The sequence below is a fragment of the Bradyrhizobium sp. USDA 4451 genome (assembly GCF_054822585.1).
On sequence record NZ_JBTRCH010000001.1, the window covers coordinates 2981791 to 3002061 of the forward strand.

A 20271-nucleotide genomic window follows, 5' to 3' on the forward strand; every position below is an offset into this window, starting at 1 on the left:
CCCCAAGTTAGGCTTAACTAACTGGGGGAGTGTGGCAAAAGATAGCCCTGCTCCCCGGCGGGCACCGGAAATGGTTAAAGTAAACGATCTCGCTTTTTGGGCGAGATCGTTGATTTTGCTTCAAAATTTAGGCCAATCGGGCGAAGAGGCAGATCAGCGGGTGATCACCCGGCGCTGCTGCTGGGCCTGGCCGCGGCGGGCCGGCTGCGGCTCCGGCTGTCCGAATCCTCCGAACAGGCGCTCGAAGAAATTCGGTCCGGACGAACCAAAGCCGCTGTTGTCGCCGGCGACATTGACGCCTGCGGGGAGGCTGCTGCTCGGCGGGCGCGAATAGCTCGGCTGGGCGTGCGCCACCACCGTTTCGAGATCCTTGCCGCGGCTGTTCTTGAGCAGCGAGAGCATGGTGGCGTCGCGGCCGTAGATGTCCCTGCGGATTTGCAGCTTGCCGGCATCATCGACGAACGCGGTCTGGTAGGTGATGTTGACTGGGATCGGCGTCGGGAATTTCAGATCGACTTCACTCGAGCCGTACATGCTGCGGATCCGCTCCGGCGTGTAATGCTGGTTCGGCTCAGTGATGTTGAGCAGCACGGACGCGTACTGATCCGGATTCTGCACGCGCATGCAGCCGTGGCTGTAGGCGCGCTCTTCCTTCGCGAACAAATACTTGTCCGGCGTGTCGTGCTGATAGACCAGGAACTTGTTCGGGAAGTTGAAGCGGATGCGGCCGAGCGCGTTGGCTTCACCGGGCGGCTGCGAGATATGGATCGAGCCGTCGCGGTTGCGCTCGAGCTTGAGGCCCATACGCTGCAACACCGTCGGATCCTGCTGCAAGGCCGGCAGATACTCGTTGTAGATGATCGACGGCGGCACGTTCCAGGTCGGGTTGACCGTGATGTACTTCATCGTCTCGGTCAAAAGCGGCGTGGCATGCTGGCCGGGCTTGCCGGTGACGACACGCGTGGTCCAGACCTGCGCGCCGTTCTGCATCACCTTCAGCGTGTAGTCGGGGATGTTGAGGATCACATAGGCGTTGCCGACACTGGCCGCGCCGAGTTGGCGCGGCAGCCAGCGCCAGCGTTCCATGTTGACGAGCACGGTGTCGATCTGGCGATCGCGCTTGGGATTGTTCAGCGCCTTGACCGTGCGCTCGTCGAGCACACCAGTCGGCTTGAGGTCGACGCTGCTCTGGAATTTCTCCACAGCGCGCGCAACCGTCGCATCATACTTGGTGCTGTTGGCATCCTCGGTGATGCCGAGCTTGTTGCGCAGGTCCGGCACCCGCGGATCGTCCATCTCGACCGCGGCCTGCTTCTTGCGCGCCGGCACGTATTTCAACGTCGGGCCGTCCGCGATCGTGATAACAGGGCCGTCGCCCTGGCCGCGCAGCTCGGCGAGCTTCTTCTTCAGCTCCTTGTAGAGCTTCTGCGGCGGGTTGTAGCCGTCGAGCGCGGCCGAGGCGTCCTTGGCGGAGGTCACGTTCGCGAACACTTCCGCCGGATCGGTCGGATGCTCCGGATACAGGATGTCGGCCGACACCTGCGACCAGTGCATGCGGCCGCTCTGCGCCTGGCGCGCATAGTCCAGCATGCTGGCGGCAAGCTTCAGCTCGGCGTCCGCCAGCGCATCCGGCGTGGTCGCCGCGGCGAAATCCGGCACCGGATAGTCCGATGCATCGAGACCGTCGGCGGCGGCATCCTTCAGGCGGGCGATGACGCCCTTGCCGGTGTCGGTGAGCTTGCCGGCCTTGGTGAACACGGGCGCATAGTCGCGCGCCGAATAAAACTTCTCGGCAGCGGCGCGCTCGTTCTTGCGGTCGAAGGTCCGCAGCGTCTTGCTGGCGAGTTGCTCGCGCAGCCTGTCGGCGACCGGCTGATCTTCGGAAGCGACATTGCTCGCGGCCTTCGCGGGGTCGGCAGCCGGAGCTGCGGCCGTCGCGGGCGCAGGAGCTGCGGCGGGCGCGGTGGCCGTTGCCGGCGCCGGGCTCGCGGACGGCGCGGTTGCGGTGGCCGGCGCGGGCGGAGTTGCAGATGGCGCGACCGCGGTGTCGGTCTTCGGTGCGTCCGCCTTCGGGGCGTCAGCAGGCTTCGTCGCGACATCGGCGGGCTTCGGTTCGACGGCCTTCGCCGTGGCCGACTCCGCCGGCTTTGCATCGGCAGGCTTTGTATCGGCGGGCTTGGCCTCGGTGGCCTGCACGTCGGAGGGCTTCACGTCGGCCGGTTTGGCGGCGTCGGGCAGCGCGGCGGTGGTGTCGGCCTTGAAATCGCTCGCGGTGGGCGGTGGGACGTTGGCGGGCTCGGGACGGGGGATCGCGGCATCGATCGCGAGTTCCGAGGTGCTGGAGCGGGGCGTGTCCTGCGCGAAGGCCGAGGTCGCGGACACCGTGAGGAAGGTTGCCGCGACGGCCGTCAATACGCGGTCAAATCCCCGACGGTTGTTCGAACAGTCACGCATTGTCACACCCCCTGGGTGGAACTGCCCCTGGTCAAACTGGAACAGTTCAAATCAGTATTGTTTCATAGCTTGCGCGAAAGCGCCGGCTTCTCGATCGACTCGCACGCCTGCACGCAACGAACGCAGACGATACATTTGCCCCTCTTATGCAGCCAGCGCCATGCGGGGCAACTCACGACAAACTGACCTCGAAGCAACTGATTTCGCTCGGGCCGTGCGTTTTTGCCACGCGGCACAGCCTTTGTCTGTCACCGCCACGACACGGTTCAAAAGGTTCCCTGGTATTGTCGGGTCGGCCCCGAGGCCGAAGCGGCGTCTAGCTGGCGTCGCTTGCGCGCGTGCCGGCCGCGGCTTCGTCGAGCTTGCGGTAGAGCGTCGAGCGGCCGATCTTGAGGCGGCGCGCGACCTCCGACATCTGTCCGCGATAATGCGAAATCGCGAAGCGGATGATCTCGTTCTCGAGATCTTCTAGCGGGCGCACCTCGCCCGCGGCATTCAGCATCGACAAGCCGCCCGCAGTGGGGAGGACGGTTGGTGCTGGTATCTCATTACCGGATATCATGGCGGGCGCCGTAGACGGCGACACCACCAGCGGCTCGCCCTGCAACGATTTGCCGTCCGGCGCCGGATGCGCGGACCCTTGCGGGAAATCGGCGAGGGCGAGCTGGTCGCCGTCGCTCATCACCACGGCGCGATACACCGTGTTCTCGAGCTGACGGATATTGCCCGGCCAGTCGAGCTGGGACAGATGGGCCATCGCATCGCCGCTGATGCCGGTGATGTTGCGGTTCTCCTCGGCGCAGAACCGCGCCAGGAAATGCCGCAGCAGATGCGGAATGTCCTCGCGCCGCTGCCGCAGCGCCGGGATGGTCAGCGGCAGCACGTGCAGGCGATAGAACAGGTCCTCGCGGAACTGGCCGGCCTTCACGAGATCGAGCAGCCTGCGGTTGGTCGCCGAGATGATGCGGACATCGACCTTGACCGGCTTGCGGCCGCCGACCGCCTCGACGGTCCCTTCCTGCAGCGCGCGCAGCAGTTTCACCTGCGTGGCCAGCGGCAATTCGCCGACCTCGTCGAGGAACAGGGTGCCGCCATGGGCCTCGACGAACTTGCCCTGGTGACGCTCGGTGGCGCCGGTGAAGGCGCCCTTCTCGTGGCCGAACAGGATCGATTCGACGAGATTGTCGGGGATCGCGCCGCAGTTCACCGCGACGAACGGCTTGGCCTTGCGCTCGCTGCTGCCGTGGATGGCGCGCGCGAACAGTTCCTTGCCGACGCCGGACTCGCCCTCGATCAGCACGGGAATCGTCGAGGATGCGGCCTTCTGCGCGGTGCGCAGCACGCCTGCCATCGCCTCGCTGCGGGTGATGATGTCGGAGAAGGTCAGCCGGCCCTCGCGGCTGTGGCGGATGCGCTGCAATTCGCCCTTCAGCGCCGAGGCATTGAGGGCGTTGCGCAGCGAGACCTGCAGCCGCTCGAAGCCGACCGGCTTGACGACGAAATCCTGGGCACCGGCGCGCATCGCCGACACCACATTGTCGATGCCGCCATGCGCGGTCTGGACGATGACCGGGACGGTCAAACCAGCTTCACGAATTTTTGCGAGGACTCCAAGTCCGTCGAGGCCCGGCATCACGAGGTCGAGCACGACGGCGTCAATCGCCTGCGTCTCGGATGCGGTCAGGGCCGCTATCGCCGCGTCGCCACTGTCCACGACGAGGGGCTCATAGCCGCACTTCTGCACCATGTTTTCAACCAAACGACGCTGTACTGCGTCGTCATCGGCGATCAAAATGGTGGCAGCCATGGTTTTCCCCGCACGCTACGATTATTTGTCTCGAATCGGGGCACTGTCGCCGATGCCGATTAACGCACTCTTAAACGTTGCAAACCGCTTTCATTCCGCCGCCGCCGACATCTTTCCGACTGAACCAAGGTTACGAACAAGATGACCTCGCGCTCCAAGACTGCCTCCTCCCAATCCGCTTTCAGCAAGGCCGCTCTCCGCAAGGAGGCCACGCTGCGCAAGTCGTCGGCGCAACGCAAATCGACCGCGGCCGGCCCGGTGGCGAAAAAGGCGGCCAGCAAGACCGGCAAGCTTCCGGAATGGAATCTGGCAGATCTCTACGCCGGCATCGACGCACCGGAGGTCGCGCGCGACCTGCAGAAAATGGATGGAGATTGCGTCGCGTTTGAGACCGACTACAAGGGCAAACTGGCCGAAAATACCGGTAAGGAAGGCGGCGGAAAGTGGCTCGCCGAGGCGATCCGGCGCTATGAGGCGATCGACGACCTCGCCGGCCGTCTCGGCTCCTATGCCGGCCTGATCCACGCCGGCGACAGCGTCGATCCCGCGATTTCGAAGTTCTATGGCGATATTTCCGAGCGGCTGACCGCCGCCTCGGTCCATCTCCTGTTCTTCTCGCTCGAGCTCAACCGGGTTGACGATGACGTGATCGAGCGCGCGATGGCCGAGCCGGCGCTCGGGCACTACCGGCCGTGGATCGAGGATCTGCGCAAGGACAAGCCGTACCAGCTCGAGGATCGCGTCGAGCAACTCTTCCACGAGAAGGCGCAGAGCGGCTACGCGGCCTGGAACCGGCTATTCGACCAGACCATCTCCGGCCTGCGCTTCAAGGTCGCGGGCAAGGAGCTCGCGATCGAGCCGACGCTGAACCTGCTGCAGGACAAGGCGGGCGACAAGCGCAAGGCGGCGGCGCAGGCGCTTTCCAAGACCTTCAAGGACAATGAGCGCACCTTCGCGCTGATCACCAACACGCTGGCCAAGGACAAGGAAATCTCCGACCGCTGGCGCGGCTTCCAGGACGTCGCGGATTCCCGCCATCTCAACAACCGCGTCGAGCGCGAGGTGGTCGATGCGCTGGTGGCTTCGGTGCGCGCGGCCTATCCGAAGCTGTCGCATCGCTATTACGCGCTGAAGGCCGGCTGGTTCAAAAAGAAGAAGCTGCCGCATTGGGATCGCAACGCGCCGTTGCCGTTCGCGGCGACCGGCACGATTGCCTGGCCCGAGGCGCGCAACATGGTGCTGTCGGCCTATAACGGCTTCTCGCCGAAGATGGCCGAGATCGCCGAGCGCTTCTTCGACGATCGCTGGATCGATGCGCCGGTCCGTCCCGGCAAGGCGCCCGGTGCGTTCTCGCATCCGACCACGCCCTCGGCGCATCCCTATGTGCTGATGAATTATCAAGGCAAGCCGCGCGACGTGATGACGCTGGCGCATGAGCTCGGCCATGGCGTGCATCAGGTGCTGGCGGCGAAGAACGGCGCGCTGATGGCGCCGACGCCGCTGACGCTCGCGGAGACCGCCAGCGTGTTCGGCGAGATGCTGACCTTCAAGCGGCTGCTGTCGCAGACCAAAAACGCCAAGCAGCGCCAGGCGCTGCTCGCGGGCAAGGTCGAGGACATGATCAACACCGTGGTGCGGCAGATCGCGTTCTATTCGTTCGAGCGCGCGGTGCATACCGAGCGCAAGAATGGCGAGCTCACCGCCGAGCGGATCGGCCAGCTCTGGCTCAGCGTGCAGGGCGAGAGCCTCGGGCCCGCGATCGAGATCAAGCCGGGCTACGAGACGTTCTGGATGTACATCCCGCACTTCATCCACTCGCCGTTCTATGTCTACGCCTATGCGTTCGGCGACTGCCTGGTGAACTCGCTCTATGCGGTCTACGAGCACGCCTCCGAGGGCTTCGCCGAGCGCTATCTCGACATGCTCGCCGCCGGCGGCACCAAGCACTACTCCGAGCTGCTGCGGCCGTTCGGGCTCGACGCCAAGGACCCGACATTCTGGGACGGCGGCCTGTCCGTCATCGCCGGCATGATCGACGAGCTGGAGGCGATGGGCTGAGGCCCATCGGCGTTCCGCCGTACGGTCGGCCGGGCCGGGCGGGAACGCCCTGCATTTTTTGCGCCGGGCGGTATGATCATTCCATGACACCGGCGTTTCGGGGATCAATCCTGCCCGCGCGCGAGCGGCGGACCGTCGCAGCACGACCCGGAGCGGGGACAATTTGCGCTTCCCATCACCCGATCGGGACCGCGCCGTTGCCCTGCCAATCCGTTTGCGGTAATGGCTCGCGGAACGCGAATTTCTGACTGGGGATAGCGATGGCAGACCATAGCGAAGTGGCCTACACGACCGCCGACGGCAACGATTACGTGGCGCATGAGCAGACCTATGAAGGGTTTCTCACGCTGGTCAAATGGGGCACCATCAGCGTCGCCATCCTCCTCGCTTTGATGGCCTATTTCCTGGTCTGATCCCTGACCGGCTGACGGTGCCGCCGTCCTGCTGCGGTGCCGGAATTTCTGATCGAGCCCGGCTGCAAATACCGGGTATCCAATCTGGCGAAAATAACGCTAGTTTGAAGACGCGTGCGGCGCTTGCGCCGCCGGGGGAGGGCCCATGAAGATTGCCGTTGCCAAGGAAATCGATCCGTCCGAGCCGCGGGTTGCGGTTTCGCCCGATACGATCAAGAAGTTCAAGGCGATCGGCGCCGACGTGGCCGTCGAGCCCGGCGCGGGCGTCAAGTCGGGCCTGCCCGATTCGGAGCTGACCGCAGCCGGCGCCACCGTCTCGGCCGACGCGCTCAAGGACGCCGACATCGTCATCAAGGTGAAGCGGCCCGAAGCCTCCGAACTCTCCAAATACAAGCGCGGCGCACTGGTGATCGCGATCATGGACCCCTACGGCAACGAGGCCGCGCTGAAGGCGATGGCCGATGCAGGCGTCTCGGCGTTTGCGATGGAATTGATGCCGCGCATCACCCGCGCCCAGGTGATGGACGTGCTGTCGTCGCAGGCCAATCTGGCCGGCTACCGCGCGGTGATCGAGGGCGCCGAAGCGTTCGGCCGCGCCTTCCCGATGATGATGACCGCCGCCGGCACCGTTCCGGCCGCCAAGGTGTTCGTGATGGGCGTCGGCGTCGCCGGCCTGCAGGCGATCGCGACCGCGCGGCGGCTCGGCGCCGTCGTCACCGCGACCGACGTGCGGCCCGCCACCAAGGAGCAGGTGGAGAGCCTCGGTGCGAAATTCCTCGCGGTCGAGGACGAGGAGTTCAAGAACGCGCAGACCGCGGGCGGCTACGCCAAGGAAATGTCGAAAGAGTACCAGGCCAAGCAGGCCGCGCTCACCGCCGAGCACATCAAAAAGCAGGACATCGTGATCACCACCGCGCTGATCCCGGGCCGTCCGGCGCCGAAACTGGTGTCGGGCGAGATGGTGAAATCGATGAAGCCCGGTTCGGTGCTGGTCGACCTCGCGGTCGAGCGGGGCGGCAATGTCGAGGGCGCCAAGCCCGGCGAGGTGGTCGAGACCGACGGCATCAAGATCGTCGGCTACACCAATGTCGCCGGCCGCGTCGCCGCCTCGGCCTCCAGCCTGTATGCGCGCAACCTGTTCTCGTTCATCGAGACGATGGTCGACAAGGCCAAGAAGGAGCTCGCGGTCAATTGGGACGACGAGCTGGTGAAGGCCACCGCGCTGACCAAGGACGGCGCCGTCATCCATCCCAACTTCCAGCCGAAGTAAGGAGAGAAGCCATGGAGCATCTCGCGCAGGCCGTTGATCCCTTCGTGTTCCGGCTGTCGATTTTCGTCCTCGCCGTGTTCGTCGGCTATTTCGTGGTGTGGTCGGTGACCCCTGCGCTGCACACGCCGCTGATGAGCGTGACCAACGCGATCTCGTCGGTGATCGTGGTCGGCGCGCTGCTCGCGGTCGGCGTCGGCATGGTGTCGAGCGGCTCGGGCTGGGCCCGCGGCTTCGGCTTCGTCGCGCTGATCTTCGCCTGCGTGAACATCTTCGGCGGCTTCCTGGTCACCCAGCGCATGCTGGCGATGTACAAGAAGAAAGCCAAGTAAACGGCACCACCTCGGGGTGATGTAAGAATTGGGGGGACCTGAGATGAGCGCCAATCTCTCTGCACTGTTGTATCTCGTGGCGGGGGTGCTGTTCATCCTGTCGCTGCGCGGCCTGTCGAGCCCGGCGTCGTCGCGCCAGGGCAACATGTTCGGCATGATCGGGATGGCGATCGCGGTCGCCACCACGCTGGCGAGCCATCCGCCGGCCGACGGCGTGGCCTGGGTCCTGGTCATCCTCGGCATCGCGATCGGCGGCAGCATCGGTGCCGTGATCGCGCGCCGGGTGCCGATGACCTCGATGCCGGAACTCGTCGCCGCGTTCCACTCGCTGGTCGGCATGGCTGCGGTGCTGGTCGCCGCCGGCGCGTTCTATGCGCCCGAGGCGTTCGACATCGGCACGCCCGGCAATATCCATCCGCAGAGCCTGGTCGAGATGTCGCTCGGCGTCGCGATCGGCGCCCTGACCTTCACCGGCTCGGTGATCGCGTTCCTGAAGCTCTCGGCCCGGATGAGCGGCGCACCGATCATCCTGCCGTTCCGCCACGTCATCAACATCGTGCTGGCGCTGGCGCTGGTGTTCTTCATCGTCGGCCTCGTGCTGAGTGGCAGCGCGTTCGACTTCTGGATGATCACGATCCTGGCGCTGGCGCTCGGCGTCTTGATGATCATCCCGATCGGCGGCGCCGACATGCCGGTCGTGATCTCGATGCTGAACTCGTACTCCGGCTGGGCTGCCGCCGGCATTGGCTTCACGCTCGGCAATTCGGCGCTGATCATCACCGGCGCGCTGGTCGGCTCGTCGGGTGCAATCCTGTCCTACATCATGTGCCACGCGATGAACCGCTCGTTCATCTCGGTGATCCTCGGCGGCTTCGGCGGCGAAACGGCTGCGGCTGGCGGCGGCTCGGGCGAGCAGAAGCCCGCAAAACTCGGCTCGGCCGACGATGCGGCCTTCATCATGAAGAACGCCTCCAAGGTCATCATCGTGCCCGGCTACGGCATGGCGGTGGCGCAGGCCCAGCATGCGCTGCGCGAAATGGCCGACCTGCTGAAGAAGGAAGGCGTCGAGGTGAAATACGCCATTCACCCGGTCGCGGGGCGCATGCCCGGCCACATGAACGTGCTGCTGGCCGAAGCCAACGTGCCCTATGACGAGGTGTTCGAGCTCGAGGACATCAACTCGGAGTTCGCCCAGGCCGACATCGCCTTCGTGATCGGCGCCAACGACGTCACCAACCCGGCGGCGGAAGAGGACAAGACCTCGCCGATCTACGGCATGCCGGTGCTGCAGGTCTGGAAGGCCGGCACCGTGATGTTCATCAAACGCTCGCTGGCGTCGGGCTATGCCGGCATCGACAATCCGCTGTTCTATCGCGACAACACCATGATGTTGCTCGGCGACGCCAAGAAGGTCACCGAGAACATCGTCAAGGCGATGGCCTGACGCTGATGGCGTTGAACCGGGAGTGGCATCGAGACCATCGCATGCCGCCCCGGGCCACGCGCCAGCAGCGCATCGCGTGGCATGTGGCGCATGCGAAGGTTTGCGCCTGCCGGCCGGTTCCCGACAGCGTCAGGCTCGAGGTCGAAGCGCTGCTCAATTCGAGGCGCAGGCCGCTCTCGGCGGCCGCCAAAAACCAGGAGCGGGAGCCAAAACTGCGAAAACAACCCCATGCAAAGTAGCAATGGGGCCTCGCATCATCTCGACACACTAAATCTAGCGCGGAACTTGAGAGCGGCAGGCGGGATTTGCGCGTGGTTCTGACGATCCTGAAATGGCTGCTGATCGTCGCCGCGGTGGTCTATCTCGGTGGCCTTGCGGTGCTGTTCGTCAAGCAGCGCGAGATGCTGTTCCCGATCCCGCCGGTGGGGCGGACCGCGCCGGCGGCGGCAGGCCTTCCCGAAGCGGAAGAGCATGTGCTGACCACGGATGACGGCGAGAAGGTCATCGTCTGGCATGTGCCGGCGAAGCCTGGCCGGCCTGTGGTGCTGTTCTTTCCCGGCAATGGCGATTTCCTTGCCGGCCGCGTCGCGCGCTTCAAGGCGATCACCGCCGACGGCACCGGGCTGGTGGCGCTGTCGTACCGCGGCTACGCCGGCTCGAGCGGATCGCCGAGCGAGCAGGGCCTGCTGCAGGACGCAGCAGCAGCCTACGCGTTCACCACCGCGCGCTACCGTCCCGCGCAGATCGTGGCGTGGGGCTTCTCGCTCGGCACCGGCGTTGCGGTCGCGCTCGCCGCCGAACACCCGGTTGGCAGGCTGATCCTGGAGGCGCCGTACACCTCGACGGCCGACGTCGCCGGCGCGCTGTTCTGGTACGTGCCGGTCAGCCTGCTGATGCGGGATCCATTCCATTCCGACCGGCGAATTGCCGGCGTCACGGTGCCGCTGCTGATCATGCATGGCAGCGACGATCGGGCGATCCCGATCCGTTTCGGCGAGCGGCTGTTCGGCCTCGCCCACGAGCCCAAGCAGTTCGTGCGGCTGCCCGGTGCCGGGCACGACAATCTCGATGATTTCGGTGCGATGGCGACGGCGCGGCCGTTTATCGACGCCGCAAGAGGCTGACGGCGGCGATTGTCCATCGCATAATCCATCACCGGAAGTGAGGGGATCCCACAATGAGCGCACACGGACCGATGCCACGGTCGGCCTGGCTGTATCCCGTTCTGGCGGTGCTGCTGTTTGGCGCGGTCACCGCCACCGGTTACGGCTTCGCGCCATCGGCGGCCGGCTGGGTGTTCGCGGCCGTGCTGCTGGTGATCCTGTTCGGCACCGTGTTCGCGGCCGTGCATCACGCCGAAATGATCGCCGAACGGATCGGCGAGCCGTTCGGCACGCTGCTGCTGACGCTTGCGGTGACCATCATCGAGGTCGCGCTGATCTCGACCATCATGCTGGGCGACACACCGGCGCCGACCTTGGCGCGCGACACCGTGTTCGCGGTGGTGATGATCGTCTGCAACGGCCTGGTCGGGCTCTGCATCTTCATCGGCGGCATCCGCTACCGCGAGCAGGATTTCCAGATCACCGGCGCCAACCTTTATCTCAGCGTGCTATTCGTGCTCGCGACCATTACGCTCGACATGCCGAATTTCACGCTGACGGCGCCGGGCCCGATCTATTCCACGGCCCAGCTCGCCGTGATCAGCGTCGTGACCCTGCTGCTCTACGCCGTGTTCCTCTACACCCAGACCATCCGCCACCGCGATTACTTCATCAGCGGCGCCAATGAGGCGGCGGCGCATGGCGAGGTGATGTCGGACCGTGACACCGCGATCAGCATCGTCCTGCTGCTGGTGTCGCTGCTGGCGGTGGTGCTGCTCGCCAAGAAATTTTCGCTGGTGGTCGATGTCGTCACCGTCAAGATCGGCGCGCCGCCGGCCTTTGCCGGCCTGGTGGTGGCGGCGCTGATCCTGCTGCCGGAGAGCGTTGCCGCGGTGTCGGCGGCGCGCAAGAACGACCTGCAGAAGAGCATCAACCTCGCGCTCGGCTCCTCGATCGCGACCATCGGGCTCACGGTTCCCGCGGTGGCCGCGGCCGCCTATGTGCTGGACAAGCAGCTGGTGCTTGGGCTCAGCAACCAGCATATGCTGATCCTGCTGCTGACCTTCATGGTCAGCATGCTCACCTTCGGAACCGGCCGCACCAACATCCTGTTCGGGCTGGTTCACATGGTGGTGTTCGCGGTGTTCGTATTCATGGTTTTCGTGCCCTGAAGCGCGATGAGATTCGCGCTTCAACCTTTTGTTTGCGCATGATCTCCGCGCAAACGCGTTCCGCGTTTGTCGCGAGGGAAAACCGCTTCGCACTTTTCCGGATCATGCGTTAGAGCATGATCCGCTTAACAAGGAACTTGGAGACGTGACGATGCTCAGCGCCAAATCGGACGTGCAGGTGGATACGGCGGAGGTTCGCGTGACCGAATGGCGGCTCGCGCCCGGCAGCGCCACCGGCCACCACACCCATGAGATGGACTATGTCATCGTCCCGATCACGTCCGGCGAGATGACGATCGTGACGCCGAACGGGGAGCGCTCGAAGGCCCAGCTCGGGGCCGGCAAGTCCTACTTCCGCAAGGCGGGGGTCCAGCACGACGTGCTGAACGAGACGGCCAGCGAGATCGTGTTCCTCGAGGTCGAACTCAAGCCCTGACGCGGACGGTAACCCTGCGCGCGCAGAATGGCAGCTCCGAGCAGCCGCGGCTGTGAAAATTCATAACCCGTTAACGGCTGCACGATGAATTAGGAGGTGGATGCGGCCTGCGCAGGGGGCGCCTCCGCTGAAACCAAAGTGACACCAAAGGTGACGTCGGAACGGGGGTTTGCCACCGATCCGACGCAGTTGATCCCTGAATGTGCCTCAAAGTTCCAGCATGAAATAACGGGGCGGGGAGTGGCAGGTCATGCTGAGTTACCTGAAGAAATTCGTGATGGACATCTTACCCTCGGTGGCAGCGACCATCATCGGGGCGTACATCGTCAATCACTACATCGTGGCCAAGCCGGAAGCACCCGCCACCGCAGCCATGACCGCCGCCGATCCGAAAGCCGCTGCCAAGCCCGCCACCGTCGTCAGCAGCCTCCCCGAAGCCGGCGTCAAGGCCAAGGGCATGTCCGAGCGGACGCTGATCGAGCGGTCGGCGTCCGAGAAGGCCACCGTCACCGAGAAGCCGGCCGAGAAAGCCGCCGACCAGAAGCCTGACGCGCCGGCCGATACCGCCAGCATCCCGACCGACACCCGCCACCACACCGCGGCGCCGAAGGCCGTCGCCAAGGTGACGCCCGCCGCGCCGCAGCCGGCCGCGCCTGCCACCGCGGCGGCACCGGCCGAGGCCGCCGCCGCGACGGAAGAGAATCGCGACGCCAACGATCTCGCGCGCGCCGCCATCGAGCGGCTGCGCAAGGAGCGCCCGCAGGAGGCCGCACGCGCCCAGGACGCCGCGCGCACCGATCTCGCCCGGCTGCCAGAGGCGCAGCGTCCGGCAGCGCAATCTGCGATCCGGCCGTTGCCGCCGCCGATCATGGTGTCGAACCCCTCCACCGAGAACGTCGACCAATCCTCGCAGCAGCGTCCGCCCTACGCCAACGCCCAGGATTCGAATCGGCTGACGCCGCCGGCCGACATTCCGGTGCCGGTGATCCAGGCGCCGCTCGACCTGCGCGCCGACGCGGCCATGGCTGCGCCGAAGAGCGACCACACCTCGGTGACCGACGACATGTTCTCCGGCATGAAGTCGATGTTCCACGCCGTGCTGCCCAAGTAAGTCCCCCCCAAGTAAGTCCTGCGCAAGTAAGTCCTGCCTAAGCCTGCCGAGTAAGTCGATAAGCCAGGTCGTGCATCCATAAACGTCGGCTTCCGGCAATAAAGCGGAAGTCGCCCAGTGTGGCCGCCAAGGGCGGATTTTGACCTGAAGCCGACCTTGTGCAGTGCACATCCCCATTGATATGCTCGATCCATTCAGTCGGCGGGGGAGTCCCGAACGATGTCCGATATCTCGCGTCGGGACGTGACACTTGGCGCAGCCGGTGCTTATGCCGCGTTTGGACTCGACAAGGCGATCACGTTTGTCGACGCGGCTCACGCTCAACAGTCCGTCACTCAACCTTTCCGCAAATACAAGGTTGGCGACATTGAAATCTTCTCTCTGATCGATGGCATGCGTGACGTTCCGCTGCGGGAGGGCATGGTCAGGAATGTCGGCGTCGAACAGGTCAAGACCGTGTTGCGTAGTGCCGGTTTTCCCGACAATCAGGCGCCCCTGCGGTTTATCGTCATGGCGCTCAAGCTGCGCGATCAAGTGGTCCTGATCGACTCGGGTACGGGCGGTCATCCGATTTACGGTGAGGGGAACGGCCGGTTATTCGAGAGCATGGCGGCGGCGGGCCTTGACCCCAAGGCCGTCAAGACGATCCTCATCTCCCATCTCCACGGCGACCACATTTACGGCCTCATGAACAATGAGAGCGATGCGCAGGTCTTCCCGGATGCCGACATCGTGGTGCCCGCCGCGGAATTGAAATGGTGGACGCGCCCGGGAGTCGACACGATCGATCTCGGACCGACGCGCAAGGGCCTCGCCCGGCGAATACAGGCCACGGTGGCGACCTGGAAAAACGTCAGGACCTTTGAGGGTGAACCAGAACTCCTGCCTGGTGTGCACGCCGTTCAGGCGCCCGGCCATAGCCCGGGAATGGTCGCGCATCTGGTCACTTCCGGCAGCGAACAGTTCCTGATCAGCGCTGACGTGGTCAATCTTGCGCCACACATTTCAACAAATCCCGAGTGGCAGCTCGCTATCGACCAGGATCCGCAAATGGCTGTCGAAACGCGAAGGAAGATCTTCGATCGCGCGGTCGCCGACAAGCTCACCATTTCGGGGACTCACTGGTTGATGCCGAACGTCGGCCGGCTAGCCAATGATGGCAGCAGGTACGTATTCGTAGCCGAGGGGTAATATTCCCGCGACACGATCTGTCGGCAATTGCAACACGATTGCTGCTCGTGGCGGAGAACTGGTCGGCATCTGAGTCGGCTTTTGGGCCCATAGCTGACGTGTCCGCCGGGTGCGCAAGACATCCGCTTTTGACCCTGAGCGGACCTCGACGCTCGATTAGCTTGGCCCCGCTGCGCCATTACCCTCAAGCCCAACGGTGTCGTCAATCCAACGGAACCATCGGCACACAGACCAATTCAACTGCCAGTGGCCTCTTTTGATTTGAGAATGCAAGATGAGGAGGACAACATGCCGAACGGGTATTGGATCGGTCGCATCGATGTGATCAAACCCGAATACACCAAAGCCTACGGCCCCGCCCTCACGGCGGTGCTCCGCAAATACGATGCGAAATTCCGGGTGCGCGGCGGCACCTTCGAGGCGGTGGAGGGCAAGGCGCGCGAGCGCAACATCGTAATCGAGTTCAAGGACTATGAAACCGCGCTCGCCTGCTACCGCTCACCTGAATACACCAAGGCAAGGGAACTGCGCGCGGGCGCCGTGGACATCGATATCATCGTGATCGAAGGCTACGACGGCCCGCAGCCAACGGATTGAGCCCCGCTTTGGCGGCGCGGTCGTTCGCATCGCTGGATGTCTCCTGCTGGCCCGAGGCCGACACGCAGCTATTCGGCTTCAACGTCAGCTTCGGGGACAATAGCGGACGCGACGAACTGAAGAGTACGCAGCCTAAGCGGATGAGTGAGCTTCGGTTGCATCGGCTTGGCGCGGGAGAGGTGAATCTTCGACGCCGCTGCAGCTCGACCTGATCTCAGCAGGCTTTAGATCTTCTCGGAAAACCGCTTCGCACTTTTCCGGATCATGCTTCAGCCGCCGGTGCGCGCCAGGCCGCTGCGCGCGTTGCCGTCGTTGGGCCGCAGCGCGAGCGCGCGATTGTAGGAGGCTGCCGCCTTGGCCTTGTCGCCGAGCCGCTCATAGGCCTGGCCGCGGGCGCTCCACGCCGCAACATTGTTGGGATCGGCCTGCACCGCCTCGTCGAGGTCGGTGGCGGCTTGCCTGGCCTTGTCGAGCGCGAGATAGCTCATGGCGCGGCCGACCAGCGGCTCGGCCTTCTGCGGCGACAGCCCGCTGGCTGCGGTGAAATCGTCGATCGCCTGCTGGTGCTGTCCGCGGCCCTGATAGATCAGGCCACGGCCGTACAGGGCCTGGATGTTGTAGGGATCGCTCGTCAGCGCCTGCTCGAACTCCGCCAACGCCTCGTCGAGCTTGCCGGAATGCGCCAGCACCTGGCCACGCGTCGCATGATCCCTGGCGCTGTTGATGTCCTGCGGCGTGATGGCGTCGGCGGCCGGCCTATCGGTGGTGGCGACCGGCTTCGGCTTGTCGTCCGAGCCCCACGATCCCAGGTCGAAGGAGCATGCCCCGAGCGGCGGGCCGAGCAGCAGTACAGCGATGCCGAGGTGCAGCGCGCGACGGCGATGCGCTAGCTCCGGGAGCCGGGAGCGGGGTGCCGGAGCAACCGTCATGCAAATTGCTCTTGCCGGTGGTTTTGCATGGGATCCCCGGAACGAGGCCTGCTTCAAAACGACAACGCGGGCCCGTGGCCCGCGCTGTTAGACTTCCGGATCGGCAAAACGGTTCAGCGGGGGCCGCGACCAGCGCCTGCACCACCGGGACGGCCGCCGCGGTCGCCACCGGGACCAGCGCCGAACACCGGCTTCGGCTTCATCGGCAGCAGGCCTTCGCGCTGCAGCTTCTTGCGCGCCAGCTTGCGCGCACGGCGCACGGCTTCGGCCTTTTCGCGAGCCTTCTTCTCGGAGGGCTTTTCGTAATGACCGCGGAGCTTCATCTCGCGGAAAATCCCCTCGCGCTGCATCTTCTTCTTCAGCGCCTTCAGGGCTTGGTCGACATTGTTATCGCGGACGAGAACCTGCACGCGGCATCCTCTTTTGAATTGATCGGTTCGGAATTCTGGCGAGGTGAAGGGGCGGCAAAAGGCCTGCCTCTTAACCCCAGGCGCGCGCATGTATCAGACAAACGCGCAGATGTCCACCGGTCGAGTGACTTTCGGGCCTAGTAAAGCCACGAAATGGGGCGAAAATGCCTTTGTGCGGCCCTGATTTGGGTGGTTTGGCGCCCACATGAAGGCCGCTCCCGGCGTTTTGGACAACCCGGACATTGGAAATAGGGGAGATGCCACATGGATATGAAGAAATACGCTGCCGAGCTGATCGGTACGTTCTGGCTCACATTCGCGGGCTGCGGCAGCGCGGTGATCGCGGCCGGCTTTCCACAGGTCGGGATCGGCCTGGTCGGCGTGTCGTTGGCCTTCGGGCTCAGCGTGGTGACCATGGCCTATGCGATCGGCCATATCTCGGGCTGCCACCTCAACCCGGCCGTGACGGTCGGGCTCGCCGCGGGCGGGCGTTTCCCCGGCGGCCAGGTGCTGCCCTACATCATCGCGCAGGTCATCGGTGCCATCGTTGCGGCCTGGCTGCTCTATGTGATCGCGAGCGGCGCGCCCGGTTTCGATGTCAGCAAGGGCTTTGCCTCCAACGGCTATGATGCGCACTCGCCGGGCCAGTACAGCATGGTGGTGTGCTTCATCATGGAGGTCGTGATGACCATGATGTTCCTGTTCATCATCATGGGATCGACCCATGGCAAGGCGCCCGCCGGCTTCGCGCCGCTCGCGATCGGCCTTGCGCTGGTGATGATCCATCTCGTCAGCATTCCCGTCACCAACACGTCGGTGAATCCGGCGCGCAGCACCGGACCGGCGCTGTTCGTCGGCGGCTGGGCGCTGGCGCAGCTCTGGATGTTCTGGGTGGCGCCGTTGATCGGCGGCGCGCTCGGCGGCGTGATCTATCGCTGGCTCAGCGACGAGCCGACCGGCGTCGTCGCCGGCGTCAAGACGGCGTGACATGATTGGCGAATGGGCTCGTGGTCGTCACGATCCCATTTCCATCGATGCGCCGAAGCGGTTCTGTGGAATTATGATTTGCGCGGCGGCGTCACTTCGGTGACGTGGCCCATCTTGCGGCCGGGGCGCGGCGTGCCCTTGCCGTACAAATGCACGGTGGCGCCGGGAACGCTGAGCCACTGCTCGTAGCTCAGGATGTCGTCGCCGATCAGATTGGTCATGGTGACCTCGCCATGGCGCACCGGCTTGCCCAGCGGCCAGCCGGCGATCGCACGGATGTGCTGCTCGAACTGCGAGATCGAGGCGCCGTCGAGCGTCCAGTGGCCGGAATTGTGCACGCGCGGCGCGATCTCGTTGACCAGCACCGTCGCGTTGCCGCTGCCGGGCACCACGAACAATTCCACCGCGAGCACGCCGACATAGTCGAGCGCCGTGGCGATCTTTTCGGCGATCGCGCGCGCCTCTGCGGCAAGCTGTTCGGGAATCGCAGCCGGCACGCGGGAAAATTTCAGGATGTGGTCGCGATGCTCGTTTTCGGTGACGTCGAAGCACTCGACGTCGCCGGATGCGGAGCGCGCTGCGATCACCGAGATCTCGCGCTCGAACGGCACGAAGGCCTCGAGGATCGCCGACTTGGTGCCGAGATCGTCCCAGACCTGCTCGATGTCGTCGCCCTGGCGGATGATGGCCTGGCCCTTGCCGTCGTAGCCGAAGCGGCGGGTCTTGATCACAGCAGGCAGGCCGATCCGCTCGATCGCGCTGCGCAGCGTCGCGACCGAGGAGACGTCGGCATAGTCGGCGGTGCCGATGCCGAGCTTGCTGACGAAATCCTTCTCGTACAGCCGGTCCTGCGTGGTCTCGAGGATCTTGTACGCGGGCAGCACCGGGCGGCGCGCGGCGAGCACCATCGCGGTCGCGGCCGGCACGTTCTCGAACTCATAGGTGACGACGTCGACGTCGTTGGCGAACAGCTCGAGCGCCTCGACGTCGGCATATTCCGCGCAGGTCGCGTGCTGCACCACGTCGAAGGCCGGCGAGTCCGGATCCGGAGAGAACACCTGGCAGCGCAGCCCGAGGCGCGCTGCGGCCATCGCCAGCATCCGGCCCAATTGCCCGCCGCCGAGGATTCCGATGGTGTCGCCCGGCTTCAGCCTCACAGGGTTGGAAGCCGTCACGCCGTGCCCTCCGGATGGTCCTTGACCGCATCGGTCTGCTCGGTGCGCCAGGCCGCGAGGCGGGCCGCCAAAGCGGGATCGCTGAGCGCGAGCACGCTTGCCGCGAGCAGCGCGGCATTGATCGCGCCGGGCTTGCCGATCGCGAGCGTTCCGACCGGAACGCCGGCCGGCATCTGCACGATCGAATAGAGCGAATCGACGCCGGACAGCGTCCTGGACTCGACGGGAACCCCGAACACCGGAAGCTCGGTCAGCGCCGCCGTCATGCCCGGCAGATGCGCGGCGCCGCCGGCGCCGGCAATGATCACCTTGTGGCCGGCCGCCTTGGCGCCCTTGGCAAAGGCATAGAGCCGATCCGGGGTGCGGTGGGCCGAAACGATGCGCGTTTCGCAGGCAATCCCCAGCGCGGCCAGGGTGTCGGCGGCATGGCGCATGGTTTCCCAGTCGGACTGGCTTCCCATGATGATGGCGATCGGAGCGGTCATCTCTTCAATTCTGTTCAGGAATCCAAAAGCATAGGCCGATTATAGGGGCGGCCCGGTTCTCATCCAAGGCGTGGCAAGGGAGATAGAATGGACTATCCTGTCTTGGTGAATCCCGGCAAGCCTTCATAAGCAAGCCTCAACAAAGATGCGCATGAAGAAGAAGACCACCGCGGCCGCCTCCGGGGCGGCCAAACGGCGAAAAGCCGCGGCTGCCGCGAGCAAATCGGCACCGGGCAGAACTGGAACCCAAAAGACCGGCGCAAAAAAGACTGGCGCAAAGGCGGCTGGAACCAAAGCGTCCGGAACCGGTATTGCCAGGCGTGCCGCGGTCACCTCCGGCGACAAATCGACCATCCGCAGGCTGCGGGCGCAGCTGGCGCGGGCCCAGGCCCGGATCGAGCAGCTTCAGGCCTCGGCCGAGACCGACTTTCTGCTCGACATCCTGAACCGGCGCGGCTTCGAGCGCGAGCTCGCCCGTTCGCTCTCCTTCATCAAGCGCTATCAGGCCTCCGGCGCGCTGATCGTGCTCGACGTCGACCGCCTCAAGCCGATCAACGATGCGTTCGGGCACGCGGCCGGCGACGAGGTGCTGAAGGCGATCGTTGCCGCGATCTCGGACCAGGTGCGCGCCTCCGACGTGATCGGCCGGCTCGGCGGCGACGAGTTCGCGCTGCTGCTGTGGAATCTCAGCGAGACCGACGCCCGCGCCAAGGCGGCTGCGCTGGAAGAAGCGATCGACCGCCTGACCTTCGTGTTCCGTGACTGCCAGGTCTCGGCGGGCGCCTCCGCAGGCGTTGCGATCCTCACTGCGCATTCGGATCTCGATCGGGTTCTCGATGAGGCCGACCGCGCGATGTATGTGCGCAAGGCGCAGCGGCGCCATGAAACCTAGATCTCAGA

The 20271-nt window shown here is 64.9% G+C and carries 19 protein-coding genes; 13 read left to right on the forward strand and 6 right to left on the reverse strand.

Annotated elements, in window-relative coordinates; translation table 11 throughout:
• Positions 1-153: 153 nt before the first annotated feature.
• Together ACVMB0_RS13765 and ACVMB0_RS13770 are read right to left on the reverse strand one after the other, a co-directional pair.
• Positions 154-2454 carry a L,D-transpeptidase family protein gene (locus ACVMB0_RS13765; RefSeq protein WP_461346600.1) on the reverse strand — a complete coding sequence of 767 codons (2301 nt, stop codon included), beginning with the start codon at positions 2452-2454 and terminating at the stop codon, positions 154-156.
• Between the two features lie 316 nt (positions 2455-2770).
• Positions 2771-4261 carry a sigma-54-dependent transcriptional regulator gene (locus ACVMB0_RS13770; protein ID WP_461346601.1) on the reverse strand — a complete coding sequence of 497 codons (1491 nt, stop codon included), beginning with the start codon at positions 4259-4261 and terminating at the stop codon, positions 2771-2773.
• Positions 4262-4402: 141 nt separating this feature from the next.
• On the opposite strand from ACVMB0_RS13770, the gene ACVMB0_RS13775 reads away from it, so the two are divergent.
• The 11 genes from ACVMB0_RS13775 (at position 4403) to ACVMB0_RS13825 (ending at position 15385) form a co-directional block, all read left to right on the forward strand.
• Entirely contained in the window at positions 4403-6319 is a 1917-nt protein-coding gene (locus tag ACVMB0_RS13775) for a M3 family oligoendopeptidase (RefSeq protein ID WP_461346602.1), read from the forward strand.
• A 260-nt stretch (positions 6320-6579) separates the two neighbouring features.
• Positions 6580-6732, forward strand: a complete 153-nt coding sequence (locus ACVMB0_RS13780; protein ID WP_456750313.1) for an aa3-type cytochrome c oxidase subunit IV — start codon at positions 6580-6582, stop codon at positions 6730-6732.
• Between the two features lie 145 nt (positions 6733-6877).
• Positions 6878-8002, forward strand: a complete 1125-nt coding sequence (locus ACVMB0_RS13785) for a Re/Si-specific NAD(P)(+) transhydrogenase subunit alpha (protein WP_456750312.1) — start codon at positions 6878-6880, stop codon at positions 8000-8002.
• Between the two features lie 11 nt (positions 8003-8013).
• Positions 8014-8331, forward strand: a complete 318-nt coding sequence (locus ACVMB0_RS13790) for a proton-translocating transhydrogenase family protein (protein WP_016841609.1) — start codon at positions 8014-8016, stop codon at positions 8329-8331.
• Positions 8332-8374: 43 nt separating this feature from the next.
• Positions 8375-9775: an NAD(P)(+) transhydrogenase (Re/Si-specific) subunit beta gene (locus ACVMB0_RS13795; RefSeq protein WP_461346603.1), complete on the forward strand. Its 1401-nt coding sequence runs from the start codon at positions 8375-8377 to the stop codon at positions 9773-9775.
• Between the two features lie 317 nt (positions 9776-10092).
• The gene (locus ACVMB0_RS13800; RefSeq protein WP_461349647.1) at positions 10093-10899 is read left to right on the forward strand and encodes an alpha/beta hydrolase; all 807 of its coding nucleotides are present in this window, start codon (positions 10093-10095) and stop codon (positions 10897-10899) included.
• Between the two features lie 53 nt (positions 10900-10952).
• Positions 10953-12050 (forward strand): calcium:cation antiporter, encoded by a 1098-nt coding sequence (locus ACVMB0_RS13805; protein ID WP_461346604.1) that lies wholly within the window; start codon positions 10953-10955, stop codon positions 12048-12050.
• Positions 12051-12201: 151 nt separating this feature from the next.
• Entirely contained in the window at positions 12202-12486 is a 285-nt protein-coding gene (locus ACVMB0_RS13810; protein WP_461346605.1) for a cupin domain-containing protein, read from the forward strand.
• Between the two features lie 250 nt (positions 12487-12736).
• On the forward strand, positions 12737-13597 hold the full coding sequence (locus tag ACVMB0_RS13815) for a hypothetical protein (protein ID WP_461346606.1): 861 nt from the start codon (positions 12737-12739) through the stop codon (positions 13595-13597).
• 219 nt (positions 13598-13816) lie between these two features.
• Positions 13817-14788 carry an MBL fold metallo-hydrolase gene (locus ACVMB0_RS13820; protein ID WP_461346607.1) on the forward strand — a complete coding sequence of 324 codons (972 nt, stop codon included), beginning with the start codon at positions 13817-13819 and terminating at the stop codon, positions 14786-14788.
• Between the two features lie 288 nt (positions 14789-15076).
• Positions 15077-15385, forward strand: coding sequence for a DUF1330 domain-containing protein (locus ACVMB0_RS13825; protein WP_456784869.1), 309 nt, complete (start codon positions 15077-15079; stop codon positions 15383-15385).
• Between the two features lie 269 nt (positions 15386-15654).
• Here the strand turns inward: ACVMB0_RS13825 and ACVMB0_RS13830 are convergent, their stop codons facing one another.
• Complete coding sequence (locus ACVMB0_RS13830) at positions 15655-16314, reverse strand: tetratricopeptide repeat protein (protein WP_461346608.1); 660 nt, start codon at positions 16312-16314, stop codon at positions 15655-15657.
• 113 nt (positions 16315-16427) lie between these two features.
• Positions 16428-16724 carry a 30S ribosomal protein S21 gene (gene rpsU, locus ACVMB0_RS13835; RefSeq protein ID WP_021078544.1) on the reverse strand — a complete coding sequence of 99 codons (297 nt, stop codon included), beginning with the start codon at positions 16722-16724 and terminating at the stop codon, positions 16428-16430.
• A gap of 264 nt (positions 16725-16988) precedes the next feature.
• On the opposite strand from rpsU, the gene aqpZ reads away from it, so the two are divergent.
• Entirely contained in the window at positions 16989-17711 is a 723-nt protein-coding gene (gene aqpZ / locus ACVMB0_RS13840) for an aquaporin Z (RefSeq protein ID WP_456796752.1), read from the forward strand.
• Positions 17712-17782: 71 nt separating this feature from the next.
• On the opposite strand, the gene ACVMB0_RS13845 is transcribed toward aqpZ, so the two are convergent.
• Positions 17783-18886, reverse strand: a complete 1104-nt coding sequence (locus tag ACVMB0_RS13845; protein WP_461346609.1) for a 5-(carboxyamino)imidazole ribonucleotide synthase — start codon at positions 18884-18886, stop codon at positions 17783-17785.
• Positions 18883-19371 (reverse strand): 5-(carboxyamino)imidazole ribonucleotide mutase, encoded by a 489-nt coding sequence (gene purE / locus ACVMB0_RS13850; RefSeq protein ID WP_456750304.1) that lies wholly within the window; start codon positions 19369-19371, stop codon positions 18883-18885. The genes ACVMB0_RS13845 and purE overlap by 4 nt, the downstream gene beginning before the upstream one ends.
• Positions 19372-19516: 145 nt before the next feature.
• Between purE and ACVMB0_RS13855 the strand changes: the two genes are divergently transcribed.
• On the forward strand, positions 19517-20263 hold the full coding sequence (locus ACVMB0_RS13855; RefSeq protein ID WP_461346610.1) for a GGDEF domain-containing protein: 747 nt from the start codon (positions 19517-19519) through the stop codon (positions 20261-20263).
• Positions 20264-20271 lie beyond the last annotated feature (8 nt).